At 39.1% G+C, this 12,782-nt stretch carries 16 protein-coding genes; 8 read left to right on the top strand and 8 right to left on the bottom strand.

The genetic code is table 11. From position 1 onward, the window contains the following. The first annotated feature begins 15 nt into the window (after positions 1–15). On the top strand, positions 16–1,437 hold the full coding sequence (araA, locus tag C6Y01_RS07525; RefSeq protein WP_106038005.1) for an L-arabinose isomerase: 1,422 nt from the start codon (positions 16–18) through the stop codon (positions 1,435–1,437). Positions 1,438–1,518: 81 nt separating this feature from the next. Beyond that, positions 1,519–2,859, top strand: a complete 1,341-nt coding sequence (locus C6Y01_RS07520) for a sugar porter family MFS transporter (protein ID WP_034661417.1) — start codon at positions 1,519–1,521, stop codon at positions 2,857–2,859. A gap of 36 nt (positions 2,860–2,895) precedes the next feature. On the opposite strand, the gene C6Y01_RS07515 is transcribed toward C6Y01_RS07520, so the two are convergent. Further along, entirely contained in the window at positions 2,896–3,108 is a 213-nt protein-coding gene (locus C6Y01_RS07515; protein WP_034661414.1) for a hypothetical protein, read from the bottom strand. A 219-nt stretch (positions 3,109–3,327) separates the two neighbouring features. On the opposite strand from C6Y01_RS07515, the gene C6Y01_RS07510 reads away from it, so the two are divergent. Then, entirely contained in the window at positions 3,328–3,621 is a 294-nt protein-coding gene (locus tag C6Y01_RS07510) for a spore coat protein (RefSeq protein ID WP_034661411.1), read from the top strand. Between the two features lie 53 nt (positions 3,622–3,674). On the opposite strand, the gene C6Y01_RS07505 is transcribed toward C6Y01_RS07510, so the two are convergent. The 5 genes from C6Y01_RS07505 to C6Y01_RS07485 all read right to left on the bottom strand — a co-directional run bounded on the left by C6Y01_RS07505 (position 3,675) and on the right by C6Y01_RS07485 (position 7,570). Then, the gene (locus tag C6Y01_RS07505; RefSeq protein ID WP_034661409.1) at positions 3,675–4,343 is read right to left on the bottom strand and encodes an ATP-binding cassette domain-containing protein; all 669 of its coding nucleotides are present in this window, start codon (positions 4,341–4,343) and stop codon (positions 3,675–3,677) included. After that, positions 4,336–4,881, bottom strand: a complete 546-nt coding sequence (locus tag C6Y01_RS07500) for a hypothetical protein (protein WP_034661406.1) — start codon at positions 4,879–4,881, stop codon at positions 4,336–4,338. Before C6Y01_RS07500 ends, C6Y01_RS07505 begins: the two co-directional genes overlap by 8 nt. A 21-nt stretch (positions 4,882–4,902) precedes the next feature. Further along, entirely contained in the window at positions 4,903–5,442 is a 540-nt protein-coding gene (locus C6Y01_RS07495; protein WP_223249893.1) for a stage II sporulation protein M, read from the bottom strand. Next, complete coding sequence (locus C6Y01_RS19060; protein WP_223249892.1) at positions 5,405–6,547, bottom strand: hypothetical protein; 1,143 nt, start codon at positions 6,545–6,547, stop codon at positions 5,405–5,407. Before C6Y01_RS19060 ends, C6Y01_RS07495 begins: the two co-directional genes overlap by 38 nt. A gap of 696 nt (positions 6,548–7,243) precedes the next feature. Beyond that, positions 7,244–7,570 (bottom strand): uberolysin/carnocyclin family circular bacteriocin, encoded by a 327-nt coding sequence (locus C6Y01_RS07485; protein WP_106038004.1) that lies wholly within the window; start codon positions 7,568–7,570, stop codon positions 7,244–7,246. 319 nt (positions 7,571–7,889) lie between these two features. Between C6Y01_RS07485 and C6Y01_RS19055 the strand changes: the two genes are divergently transcribed. The 4 genes from C6Y01_RS19055 to C6Y01_RS07465 all read left to right on the top strand — a co-directional run bounded on the left by C6Y01_RS19055 (position 7,890) and on the right by C6Y01_RS07465 (position 10,757). Beyond that, a complete protein-coding gene (locus tag C6Y01_RS19055; RefSeq protein WP_223249891.1) occupies positions 7,890–8,201 on the top strand; it encodes a GNAT family N-acetyltransferase in 312 nt (103 codons plus the stop codon). A gap of 137 nt (positions 8,202–8,338) precedes the next feature. Beyond that, on the top strand, positions 8,339–8,893 hold the full coding sequence (locus C6Y01_RS07475) for a hypothetical protein (RefSeq protein WP_034661402.1): 555 nt from the start codon (positions 8,339–8,341) through the stop codon (positions 8,891–8,893). Positions 8,894–9,051: 158 nt separating this feature from the next. Then, positions 9,052–10,464 (top strand): polysaccharide deacetylase family protein, encoded by a 1,413-nt coding sequence (locus C6Y01_RS07470; RefSeq protein WP_095285474.1) that lies wholly within the window; start codon positions 9,052–9,054, stop codon positions 10,462–10,464. Positions 10,465–10,565: 101 nt separating this feature from the next. Further along, positions 10,566–10,757 (top strand): hypothetical protein, encoded by a 192-nt coding sequence (locus C6Y01_RS07465; RefSeq protein WP_003217441.1) that lies wholly within the window; start codon positions 10,566–10,568, stop codon positions 10,755–10,757. 46 nt (positions 10,758–10,803) lie between these two features. Here the strand turns inward: C6Y01_RS07465 and C6Y01_RS19260 are convergent, their stop codons facing one another. Continuing rightward, on the bottom strand, positions 10,804–10,935 hold the full coding sequence (locus C6Y01_RS19260) for a hypothetical protein (protein ID WP_003217310.1): 132 nt from the start codon (positions 10,933–10,935) through the stop codon (positions 10,804–10,806). A gap of 150 nt (positions 10,936–11,085) precedes the next feature. On the opposite strand from C6Y01_RS19260, the gene C6Y01_RS19050 reads away from it, so the two are divergent. Continuing rightward, a complete protein-coding gene (locus C6Y01_RS19050; RefSeq protein WP_003217377.1) occupies positions 11,086–11,286 on the top strand; it encodes an NUDIX hydrolase in 201 nt (66 codons plus the stop codon). Positions 11,287–11,459: 173 nt separating this feature from the next. On the opposite strand, the gene fabF is transcribed toward C6Y01_RS19050, so the two are convergent. Then, entirely contained in the window at positions 11,460–12,692 is a 1,233-nt protein-coding gene (fabF, locus tag C6Y01_RS07455) for a beta-ketoacyl-ACP synthase II (protein WP_003217365.1), read from the bottom strand. Positions 12,693–12,782 lie beyond the last annotated feature (90 nt).

Genomic DNA, 12,782 nt, shown 5'->3' with positions numbered 1-12,782 from the left:
AAAAGAGGGATTTCTATGTTAACAAGTCAACATAAAGAATGCTGGTTTATTGTTGGATCGCAGCATTTATATGGAGATGAAGCACTGCAGAAAGTAAAAGCAGATGCTCTTAAGATGACGGATGCCTTAAATGAGAGTGGTTTACTTCCTTACCCAGTGATCTTGCAGGAGCTGGCTGTCAGCGCGGATCAAATCACAAAGCTCATGAAAGAAGTCAATTATCGCGATGAGGTTGTCGGCGTGATGACGTGGATGCATACATTTTCACCGGCAAAAATGTGGATACGCGGAACCGATCTCTTGCAGAAGCCTCTTTTGCATCTTGTCACACAGTATTATGAGAAGATTCCGTGGGACACGATCGACATGGACTATATGAATCTTCATCAATCTGCCCATGGAGATAGAGAATATGGCTATATCAATGCGCGCTTAAATAAACAAAATCAAATTGTCGCCGGTCATTGGTCTAAGCCGGATGTGCAGCAGCAAATCGCTGATTGGATGGACGTGGCGGCTGCTTATCATGAGAGCTTTCAGATTAAAGTAGCTAGGTTTGGTGACAACATGCGCCACGTGGCTGTAACAGAAGGCGATAAAATTGAAGCCCAGATTCAATTAGGGTGGACTGTTGATTACTTTGGAATAGGCGATCTCGTTGAATATGTCAATGCAGTAGAAGAAGCAGAGGTAGATGCATTATTTGCGGAGTATTTAACGCAATATGATGTGGATTATGGAACGTATTCAGTTGAAGAATGGGAAAAAAGTGTCAAGGTGCAAGCGCGTTATGAAATTGCCATCAAACGCTTCTTAGATGAAGGCGGCTACAATGCCTTTACGACAAACTTTGAAGATTTACATGGAATGAAACAGCTGCCAGGACTTGCGGTACAGCGGCTGATGGCAAAGGGATATGGCTTTGCTGGGGAAGGCGATTGGAAAACTGCTGCACTGGACCGATTATTAAAGGTGATGAGTCATCATCAATCCACTGGTTTTATGGAGGACTACACGTATGAAATGACCTCTGGACAGGAAGCGGTGCTGCAATCTCATATGTTAGAAGTAGATCCAGCGCTCGCCCATACGAAACCAGTGATTGTCGTATCTCCACTTGGTATCGGAAACAGGGAAGATCCAGCGCGTCTTGTGTTTGATGGAAAAGCAGGCGAAGGTGTTGTTGTTTCCATTGCTGACTTTGGAACCCATTTCAAATGGCTCATACAAGAAGTCGAAGCCTTTGAGCCGGAGGAAGCAGCACCTCATTTACCGGTTGCACGTGTGCTCTGGAAAATCAAGCCGAATTTTCAGGACGGAGTCAAAGCATGGATTAAGCAAGGCGGGGGTCATCATACAGTCGTATCCCTTAATTTAACGGTTGATCAAATTGTTCATTTTACAAAGCTTGTTCATGCAGAATATGTGGTTTTATAGAAGGGTGAAACGTCTTCTACTGTTTACAGTAGAAGCACCGGGAGAAATGAAAGCGGTTAATTAAGTGAGGGGGTCATCCACTTGGAGAAAAAAGTGTCAAGCAAATTTATCTTCTTTTTCGGGTCCTTTGCAGGCATCTTATTCGGATATGATATTGGAATTATTGCAGGGGCAGAAGGACATATTCAGGAAGAATTTCAGCTCAGCCCATTATGGCTTGGAATTGTCGTCTCTTCATTAATGGGCGGAGCAATCATTGGTTCGATTTTAAGCGGCCTCATGGGGGATAAGTTCGGCCGCAGAAAGCTCATTTTGGTCTCATCGATCATCTTTTTTGTCGGAGCTATAGGGTCAGCCATCGCACCAGAAGAGATTTCATTAACCATTGCTCGTATCTTTTTAGGGACAGCAGTAGGAACAGCCTCATCTTTGGTGCCGGCTTACATGTCTGAAATCGCTCCTGCTAAAATCCGCGGGAAATTGTCTGGGCTCAATCAGCTTATGATTGTGAGCGGACTATTGCTGAGCTATATTGTCGCGTTTGTATTTGAACCTATTCCAGACAGCTGGCGCTGGATGCTGGGAAGTGCCGCTTTATTTGCTATCGTGCTTTATATTGGTATGCTGAGGCTCCCTGAATCTCCGAGATATTTAATTAAACACGGAATGGCTCATAAAGCACGGGAGGTATTAGGATCACTGCGTTCTTCCCGTGAAGAAATCGAAGCAGAAATGCAGGAAATTTTAGAAGTCGCGAAAGAAGAACGCTCTGGTATTCGTGAATTGTTCCAAAAGAAATTCAGAATGGCTCTTTTCATCGGGGTTGGGATGGCGACCCTTCAGCAAATTCAAGGCGCGAACTCCATTGTGTATTATGCAACGAGTATTGCTCGGAATGTAGGCCTTGCGCCGCAGGTCGCAGCAGGCTTTACAGTCATTGTCGGTGTCATTTTTGTCGTGACAACCGTTATCTTTTTACAATTTGTCGACCGGTTCGACCGCCGAACGATTCTCACCGTAGGAGGCACAGGTATGGCACTTTCCTTCTTTGCACCAGCGGCATTAGGTGCACTTGGCGTTAGTGAAGGGATTTTAAACTGGGTGACATTGATTTCCCTTTGCTGCTTTATCTTGTGCTATGCCTTCTCATGGGCACCGATCACGTGGATCATCATCGGCGAAATCTTCCCACTCTCTGTCAGGGGCATTGGAGCAGGCATTTCATCTGCCTTTAACTGGACGGGATCGTTAGCAGTTGGACTCGTTTTCCCTATCTTAGCTGATAAGTTCAGCTTTGGGGTCATTTTCTCCTCATTTGGTGTCATCTGCTTAATCGGACTATTGTTCACCCGCTTTGTTTTAGTCGAAACAAAAGGAAGAAGCTTAGAGCAAATCGAAACCGATATGGCAGCACGTGTATAAAGAAAACCCTCTATCCCATGTGGATAGAGGGATTTTTTACTCAAGCGTCTGTTTTAGCTCAGCGGGCAATAAATCAATCAATTGATTATAAGAAGATAAATCCAGCACTTCAAGCAGCGCATAATATTTCGCATAAACCTCACTCAACTGATCAGGATGACTCGTTTCATATTGATTCAAATGCAATTGAGTCAGTTCAAGTGCAATGTCTAGCTTGTTTCGTTCGATTGGTTGTGTCGTATTGATCATATCGTTCACCTCGTATTTGATAAGTGGGAAGGTTATGGGCCACAATTTCTTCTACCACAATATATCATTTGTATAATATGTTAAAATTGTCCTTTTGTAAAGGAAGAGAAAACGAGATAAATAGTGGATTTTTTTAAAAATAGACAAGCATCTAGTCACGAAAGGCGCTTCTTACATACGATAGAGTGTAAGTGAAAGACAACTTGAAGGGGTGTTGAGATGAGCCGGAATCGATTAGATGACTTTTTCTTTGGTCCTCGCAGAGGAAACCAAGGAGGAGATGAAACGGTTGTTTTCCCCACACGTCAAATTGTCAACACGACAACGAATGAACAAACCATCAGAAAAATTCATCCAACGCATATCACAAACGTCAATAAAAACATCAAAAGAATTGAAAACTACTACCCTGTCACTCAATCTACTCATAACGAGTACATTGTGGAAGAATACGATTGCGGCAGGGATATCAAAAAACCTTGCTGCCGTCCAGTGAAACGCTGTAAGTGGTAATGTGATCGAGAAAAAGAAGAGAGGCATCCTTTTATGGGATGCCTTTTGTATGTCTAACGTTCCACTTCGTTTAATTGTCCTTGATCCAGCTGGAAGAAACGATTTCCTAATTCTGAATAAAGGTAGCGCTGATGGCTGGTAAATAAAACACATCGATGTGAGAATTCTTTTTTTAATAAAGAAATCGATTGTATCTGTGAGGCCTCATCAAGAGAGGTAAAAGGCTCATCAAGAATGATCAGCTCTGGAGATCTTGCCACCATACAATTAAAGAAAAGTTTATATCTCATGCCCAATGAATACTGTTTGACAGGCATCTTTAGGGCATGCGTTAAATCAAATGCTTCACAAAGCGATAGAAAGGTCTCTTTGTATAACTCTTTTTCTGACTTGTTCATTTTCCATAAAGACTGGACAAGCTCCATGTGCTCAAGACCAGTGAGCGCATCATAGACTAAAGGCTTATCAGGGATGTACGCCACCAGACTTTTATATTGAGTGGTCCCGGGGTGAAGCTGTTTGTTGAGTAAAATCGTTTCTGATACAGAAGGAAGCAGACCAGCGATGATCTTTAAAAGAGTCGATTTACCACTGCCGTTCTTTCCAATGATACAAGCTCGATCGCTTCCTTTCAGATCAAACGAAACTTGATCGAGGAGGAGAGAGCTTTCTTCTGTTGTTTCATAGCGAAAAGATAGCTGAGACACTTGAAGACTAGCCATTGATGAATCCTCCAATAACAAACACAGTGGTCACCAGCATATACAAGATCACTGTCGCAAGGGCAGCTTTTTTCGACCCTTCTGCATAGTAAATGATGCCATCATAAAGGATGCGCAAAAGATATAAGTTGATGAAGAAGGAAATTGCTTGTATCAAGATAAAATAGTGATCTAATTGTAACACCATCACACAATAGATCGCTGCACTATTCACTAATAAAAGAAATGCATTATAAACCAAAATGACAAGATACATTTTGCGTAAAATAAAAGCTTTATGAAAAAAATACATATAAATAGAAGTGAGAACGGTACTGAGAAAATTTAAAATGAAATACAGCGGGATCGTCAGCAAAAAAATAAAAACAATGCTGGCTACTTGTTTTCCAGCTGATAACGGTTCATCTACTAACAAATCAATAATAAAAAATGTTAAAAAGACAGTCGAAACAAATAATGATAGTAAGACAAGGCCTACAATGGTTTTAATCGATTGATTCTGATTGAAAAATTCCTTAGGTCGTAGAAGTAGCTCCATGGAACCACATTCCCCTTTCTTCTATGGTAGATGTACATGGCTAACGTATTCCTCTAAAAGAGATGCTGCGAATAAGAGAACAATTGCTGCAAAAATCAATTGAAGCACAGTCACAGTCAGCTTTTTTAAATCAATTGTTTCTCCTTTTATAAATCGATAAAGATAAATAAAAGGAAAAGAGCTGACAATTGAAAACAGGATGAAACCAAGAATCTCTACGAAAGCATGAGGCAGTAATCCTGTGAATATCTGCTGCACTTCTTGATTGACAATCAAATACTGAACTAGTTTGCCAATAATGTATCCGTTGTAAAAAAGAATGCCAGCAGCCATGATGCCGCCTGTAAAAGCTCCGATCCCTAATATCGCCATCCCAACTTGCAAATTGTTTAAGAAAATAGATAGAAAAAACATCTCTTCATCCTTTTTTAAATAAGGAATCTGATCATAAGGAAGAAGGCTACCAATCAGCACTGCTGCAATAAAGATAGCAGCATAAATGTAGCCGAGTCGTAAAATCAGTCTATTCTCCGATAGAAAATATCTTATTTTTTTCAACATACTCAATCCCTTTATAGATGGTCTTGCGGCATAACACCCAGCAGATCAATGAAACGATCACAAAATATAAAGCAAACAGAAAGTTTATGAGACCTGAGGATTGCTGCAAAATAGGTAGAAAAGAGGTCAAGATCATGTAGTACATAAAAGGTAATACAAGAAAGTTTCTTGCAAAAGCCTGCCCTTTATCGATAACTTCTATTTCCTCATTGGTTGTCCCTATTTCATGCTCATGAATAAAATTGAATTTCGTTGTAAATGGAAACAAGTAAAGCTGAATCAAAGGGAAAATGAAAAAACCAATCCCTAATGCCACAAATTGAATGAGCATCTGAATATCAAAAAGCTGATATACACCCATGATTGATAGATTAATGAATAGCAGAAAGAGAGCTGGTATGGAAAATAAACAATAAAATAACTGGATTTTTGATAAGAAAAACTGAATAAGAGATGTTTGAGAAAGCTCAAAAAGCCAAATATTCTTTTTTTCAGCACTTAAAGAAAAAATAGAAGGGGTCAGCATTCTCATCTCATACGTTTGATTTGCTAAAATCATCACATTTAATGTAAAAAGCAGCTGAATCTGCAAAGCCGGATGATCAATAATGGAGATCAAACTAGTCATAACCCCGATATAAAAGAAGGCTTCATATGACATAAACATATAATTAAAAAACTCTTTAGACAGCAGCCATCTTTTTTCTTTTAACACCTTGAGGTCTTTTTGGATCAACATATTCTTTTGAAACAGCGAGCCTTGAATTTTATTAAGTACTTGAAAGTACCAATAAAATAAATCTCGAAAATGTGTTGAGTTTTGATCATGATCTTTCCCAGTTGGAATCCAGCGTACAGGACTCTTCATGACGAGTATAGCTGCTAATATCACCACGAAAAATGTGACAGGTGAAGTGAAAAGCGCTTGAAATTGTAGAAATACAGAATCCTTTGAGAATAAAGCATGATGGATATGCTGAAGATCATTTTGATATAAAGCCACCAAATTGTTGGAAAGTGTAATCCAAAACGAATCCTCTGCAAGCGATGAAATCGACTGAAAAAGTTGTTGGAAGGTGTGATAAAAAGGGAAAATAATGTTCAATATCAGGACTCTTCCAAATAAGAAAAAAAGTAAAGAGATGCTTGCGAAAAAAAGAACACGAATGATCCCGATTTTTTTCACGACAATATTATAGATGTAAGCACCAAATATCTTATTGCTGACGATAAAAAGGAAGAAACCTGTCAACATGACATTGAGATGCTTTAACCAGAATATCCAGTCATGTGTTTGTGCAATGGAATATTGAAACAGAAAATAGATTAAATAAGTACTCAAACTGGTCAACATCAACCAGATCAGTTCTGAAAACAAAAGCGTTTGGAAAAGGTGTCTTGAGGAAACAGGTGCAAGCTGTATCAATTCTTCAAAAGGAAGAATATGAGTTCTTCTATAAGATTCAATCCCTTTGACGATAGAGAAAAGAAACAAAAATATCACAAAAGCACTTTCCCATTCTATTTGATAGATCGGAGAGTAAAGAAATGAAGAAATAACGAATACGATCATACATCCGAATAAAGTATCAAGGATACAAGAAAATAATATGTACTGTTTAGAAGAAAACGATGTGAAAAATGGAACCTTACGTATTATAAACTGAGCTAGATTTGAATATTGTTGTTGAATTCTAATTGATAGAAGTAGTGATAATAATGGATATAACATCTTCTCACCTGCATCAAAATTTAAATAGAAGGAGAACAAAGTCTCCTTCTATTGAGTCATAAAAATGAATTACCAAGCAATAACGGCTTTACGGCCTTTTTTCTTAATTTGGGCTTTAAGGTACTGACGAATGGTCTCTTTACCAGCCGCTGCAATAAGAGAAAGACCACCTGATCCTACAGCAGTTAAAATGGAGACGATTGTTGTAACAGCTCCGCCCGCTTCAACAACGTTCAAAACAACAGCTGCAATACTGCCTGGAATACCAAATTCTTTTGCTAGATCAGCAACTGGCAGCATCTGTAGCGAGAAGGAAAAAAGAGCTAGCATAAGGAAACCTACTGCTAAAGCACCAAAAAGAACATGTAGTTTGATTTCGTTTCTTGTTTCTGTCATATCAAATTCCTCCCTTTTTTGACTTTTTATTACTATTTTATCTTATGATATCTTTTCATTCATAGCAATCCTTTTTTTTCTTTTTTTTCATGAATTAGTTATAGATTAATATAAAAAAGGTGAAAAGATAAGTGAGAAAAGAATCGTTTTTGCTAGGATAAAACGAGTAAACATGATCGGAAATACCTTGTTTTCGCAGATGGATAAGCATGTCTAATTGCATGTAGGAAAAGAGATTGGTGCTAAGGGATCAATATCCTTTGATCAAAACCTCCTTTCAAGATAAAATTGGAAGTATCAATCATTCTGTTGGAGGTGGTTGTCTGAATATTCAATTGTTAACGCAGGTGATGCTGAAGAATTTACAGCATTAAGACTAGAAGCACTGCGATTACATCCAGAGGGCTTTGCGATGAGCTATGAAGAAGAACAAATAGATACAAAAGACAAATATGCGGCTCGTTTTACTTCGGCACAATCTATGTGGACCTTTGGCACCTTTTATCAAGGGCAGCTTGTGGGGACGGTCACGCTCATCCAAGAAACCTTACAGAAATTAAAGCACCGAGCGAATGTAGCAGTGATGTATGTAACGGCTGGTGCCCGCGGAAAGGGAGTAGGCAAGTCTTGATGACGGAAGCTCTTTCCTTCGCACGAGAACGACAGGACATCGAGCAAATGTATTGATCAGTGCACTAAAATGGACGGATACATATGCAGATGAAGAAAAAATGGGTTTATTTTTATCATCGTTTGGAGGAGATACAAGTGGAACAACAGACCATGCGCATTACATTAGCAACAGGACCAAATAGTGAGCTAGAATCTTTTGCCCTGCGTGCAGCATTTGAGAACTTTGGTGCAAAAGTCGATATGCATTGGATAGGCAGACCCAATGATCTGATTGATGTGTTATCTGGGAGAAATAGAAGGGAGACGGACTACTTTCTTTTATCTTTTCATGGGGAAGAAGGAGCGTTTCTCATGCCGGAGTTAGGGGAAGATGTATACGAAGATGGGGAGCCTAGAGGTGTAACTTTTGGAGCGGATGAAATCAAGCGGTATGCTTCGTTAAAAGGGGTTCACGTCATATCAACCGGCTGCACACTAGGTGAGAAAAAACTTGCAGAAGCCTTTTTAGAAGCAGGTGCTTTGTCCTATACAGCGCCTGATGATTACATTGATGGAGATGCGGCATTTATCTTTGTCCTGACAATGCTGTATGAGCTCATGAACAATACGAAGACGGTTAGAGCGGCTTTTGATCGAGCGAGTTCTATTGATGAAGAAACGAAATTATTTCAACTATATATGCAAAAATAATCAAAGGGCTGAGAGATCAAGCCCTTTTTTTCAACCTCTCTTAATTGTGACGAAAATGTGACAAATGTGTTTTTTGAAAACTAAATCGGGTTGGCGCAAAGTCTATCCTACAAACACACGTCATCAAGACATGACGCCATCACGAGAGGGGAATCATTGTGTCAATGAAATGGAAAATCAGTCTCGTCCTATGCGGACTTGCAATCATCATCGGAATCGCTGCGTTTTATCATAATCAGCAGGCAAGCGGGACAGAGAAGAAGAAGGTAGAACCAGATGCGAGCTATAAAGAAGTTGAAATTGTCACTCTCGTGAATGACGGGAGATACTTGAGATATGCTGTGAACTATCCAGTGTTTCATCAAAAAAAGCTAGATCAAGAGATGAAAAGATTTGCAGAAACAGCGCTCGACAAATTCAAAACATCATTTAGTGAAGCAAGCGATGTCGATGAAGATCATCGATACGAATTAAACATAGATTACGAGATTACTCATTATGCCAAACAAACCGCTGCGATCAAATTCAATACATATGAATTGAAAGGCGGAGTAAAAGGCGCACATCAAACGAAGTTGTTCAATTTTGATTTCAAGAAACAGCATTTTTTATCAATAGATGATTTATTTTTATCAAAGAAAGAAGATCTGCAAAAACTGTCTCATATGACATTTGATGAATTAAAAAAAGATCGCTCTCTTGCTGAAAATGAGCATTTGCTCAAGCAAGGAACGTCTCCTGCGGCAGAGCATTATCAGTATTTTGCCATCAAGGATCGTTTTATTGAATTTTACTTTCCAGCAGGGCAAATCGCACCAGACAAAAAAGGCCCTCAAGTGCTGGCGATTAAAAAAACAGTGCTTAAAGGAATGTTAAAGCCTGAATATATTCATAAAGAAAAGAACAAAAATGAGAAAAAAGAACCGATCCCAAAAAGAAAGCTCGTAAAACTGCCAAAACAGGCAACATTCAACCCAAATCAAAAAGCCATTGCCCTGACATTTGACGATGGACCAAATCCATCCACGACCTCAAAAATTTTAAAAGCCTTAAAAGAAAACAAAGGACATGCGACATTTTTTGTATTAGGCAGCAGGGTTCAATATTACCCCGATATGCTGGGTGAGATCAGAAAGGGTGGGAATGAAATCGGAAATCATTCCTATAGCCATCCTTTACTCACAAGACTGCCGTTAAAACAAGCTATCAAACAAGTAGAAGATACGCAGCAAATTATTGAAAAAGCAGGCGGATTCACACCGACTCACTTTAGACCGCCATATGGTGGAACAAATGGGCAGATCAACGAAGCTGTCAACATGAAAGTCACGCTTTGGGACGTAGATCCTGAGGACTGGAAATATCGCAACAGCCAATACGTCGCCAACTACATTCTCACACATGCGTCTAGCGGAGAAACTGTCTTAATGCACGACATCTATGACACCTCGGCAAACGCAGCTGTCACGATTATCAAGGAATTGACCAAACAAGGATATCAATTATTAACAGTTTCAGAGCTTGAGCAGTGGAAGGAAGCGCGCGCGAAGAAAGGTGAATTGAATACGTAATGATCATGCGAATCTTAGTGGATTCGCATCTTTTTTTAAAAGCCAATCATGAAAATAAAGGGGAAATATGTTAAAGTGAATATAGAAAGGGAGGGCTTCGGATGGTATTGATGAGGTTGATCAGTCTATATATGCTGACAGCGTTTTGTTTGGGTTTTATCGTCAACTATGTACCTGGTTTGATGCTGCCCATCTATATTCTTGCGATGATCGGGCTCATTTTATGTCTCGTTCATATTGCACTGCATTATATTCGTCGAATCAGATATATGTTGCTTCATGAGAAACGATAAGAATAATTGCTTACTCTAAAAACCTCTCTCTAAAAGGGTGAGGTTTTTATTTTTTCGGTTTTTGATGTTCTAACAGTTGTATGATTTTCTCGTTTGACTCTTTCATTTGTCTTAATAAAGAAACGATATTCCCTGTAAATCCAATGAGGACAATAAGTAAAATGATGATGATCCACATGCTGTGGCCTCCAATCTGCCCACGAATGCTGTTTTGCCCCTTATCCATTATCTTATATCAAGGATACATTATAATGAATGTATTGAAATGAACAGTTCGTGCTATTTATTCGACAATTGATGTAAACAGAGAATGATTGGGGAGATTTCTTTGAAACGAGTAGACGTAGTATCAGCTATTATTTATGATGAGGAAGAAAATATGTTAATGGTCAAAAATGTAAAGGGATATTGGGAACTTCCAGGCGGTACTGTAGAAAAAGGTGAACACCTGCAGCAGGCCGTGGTCCGTGAGGTGAAAGAAGAGACAGGGTATGTTTGCAAAGTAAATGAACTTCATTCGGTTCGATAAGTATTCTTTCACGATAAAATGCATCATGCACTCATCGTGACCTTCTTTGCGGAAATCATCGGCGGGCAGATGAACATTCTAGATCCGGATCATGATATTCTAAATTTGAAACCAAGGGTGATCAACCCTTGGTAGATGTATTTATTTCACCTCTGAATTATAAAGGTGGATCTTCAATCATAATTCTTTAACACGATTGCTGAATTATGTCCGCCAAAGCCAAAAGAATTTGATAGTCCATATTTCATTGGAAGATTTCGCGTTTTTGAGACAACATCTAAGTCGCAATCTGGATCTAAATTCTCTACATTAATAGTTGGAGGAATAATTCCTTGTCTCAAACTTTCCACTAAAGCAATTGCTTCTACTCCACCAGCAGCACCAAGCATGTGACCAGTCATTGATTTGTTTGCAGTTGTTGGAATTTTGCGGGAATGTTCACCAAACAATTTCTTAATAGCTAGAATTTCTGAACGATCACCTATTTGTGTACTTGTTGCATGAGCACTAATAACATCAATTTCACCTGTTGATATATTTGCACTTCTCAATGCTTTTTTCATTGCTAAGTAGGCACCCTTACCTTCTGGGTGTGATGCTACCATATGATGAGCATCTGAACTAGCTCCGTATCCCACTACTTCACATAATATCGGCGCATCTCTAAGAATAGCGTTTTCTAATGATTCTAATACTAAAATACCTGCGCCTTCACTCATAACAAAGCCATCTCTATCTGTATCGAACGGACGGCTGGCTCGACTTGGATCTTGGTTTTTTGTAGATAGTGCATGGGCGTTTCCAAAACTAGCCAAAGATAACTGTGTGATTGCAGCTTCTGCTCCACCGGCAAATATAATATCTGCCTCATCATTTCGGATAGCATTGAAAGCTTCACCAATAGAGGTGTTCCCGATTGAACAGGCCGTTACTGGTGATAATGACGGGCCTTGTGCCCCTAATCTAATACTTATTTGAGCCGCAGCTGCATTTGAAATCATCATTGGTACAAGGCTAGGGCTTACTCTTGCGGGACCTCGTTTATTTAATACATTCACATTATCAACAAGTGATTGTATACCTCCGATCCCTGAACCAACGTATACCCCTAAACGTTCAAGATCAACCTTATCTAACTGTAATTGTGATTTTTCTAATGCTTGTTCGGCTGCTGCTAAAGCAAACTGACTAAATCGATCTAATCGTTTGGCTTCTTTCCTCCCAAATATTCCATCTACATCGAAATCACGAACCATTCCAGCTATCTTTGTTTTATAATCAATAGTATCAAAAGAATCAATTAGAGATATTCCCGATTGACCTTTAACTAGTTGATTCCAAAAGCTATTTACATCATTTCCTAGAGGCGAAATAATTCCCATTCCAGTAATGACAACTCTTTTCATAATAATTCCCTCCTTATTTTTTATTAACTTTAACTTTTGTGTTATCCTATTACAAGTTGTTGTTTATCCTAGTATAATTAGCACTATTTA

Source organism: Bacillus sp. NMCC46 (assembly GCF_002998465.1).
GTDB lineage: Bacteria > Bacillota > Bacilli > Bacillales > Bacillaceae > Bacillus.
Note: the sequence above shows the minus strand (reverse complement) of the source record. Positions and strands in the feature narration are given on the sequence as shown.

Bases quoted from the DNA above. Each gene is read 5' to 3' on its own strand.
- araA (WP_106038005.1), top strand. From the start codon at position 16: ATGTTAACAAGTCAACATAAAGAATGCTGGTTTATTGTTGGATCGCAG.
- C6Y01_RS07465 (WP_003217441.1), top strand. From the start codon at position 10,566: ATGGTATTGATGAGGTTGATCAGTCTATATATGCTGACAGCGTTTTGT.
- C6Y01_RS19260 (WP_003217310.1), bottom strand. From the start codon at position 10,935: ATGTGGATCATCATCATTTTACTTATTGTCCTCATTGGATTTACAGGG.
- C6Y01_RS07515 (WP_034661414.1), bottom strand. From the start codon at position 3,108: ATGATCAATACGACACAACCAATCGAACGAAACAAGCTAGACATTGCA.
- C6Y01_RS07485 (WP_106038004.1), bottom strand. From the start codon at position 7,570: ATGACAGAAACAAGAAACGAAATCAAACTACATGTTCTTTTTGGTGCT.
- C6Y01_RS07505 (WP_034661409.1), bottom strand. From the start codon at position 4,343: ATGGCTAGTCTTCAAGTGTCTCAGCTATCTTTTCGCTATGAAACAACA.
- fabF (WP_003217365.1), bottom strand. From the start codon at position 12,692: ATGAAAAGAGTTGTCATTACTGGAATGGGAATTATTTCGCCTCTAGGA.
- C6Y01_RS07500 (WP_034661406.1), bottom strand. From the start codon at position 4,881: ATGGAGCTACTTCTACGACCTAAGGAATTTTTCAATCAGAATCAATCG.
- C6Y01_RS07495 (WP_223249893.1), bottom strand. From the start codon at position 5,442: ATGTTGAAAAAAATAAGATATTTTCTATCGGAGAATAGACTGATTTTA.
- C6Y01_RS07510 (WP_034661411.1), top strand. From the start codon at position 3,328: ATGAGCCGGAATCGATTAGATGACTTTTTCTTTGGTCCTCGCAGAGGA.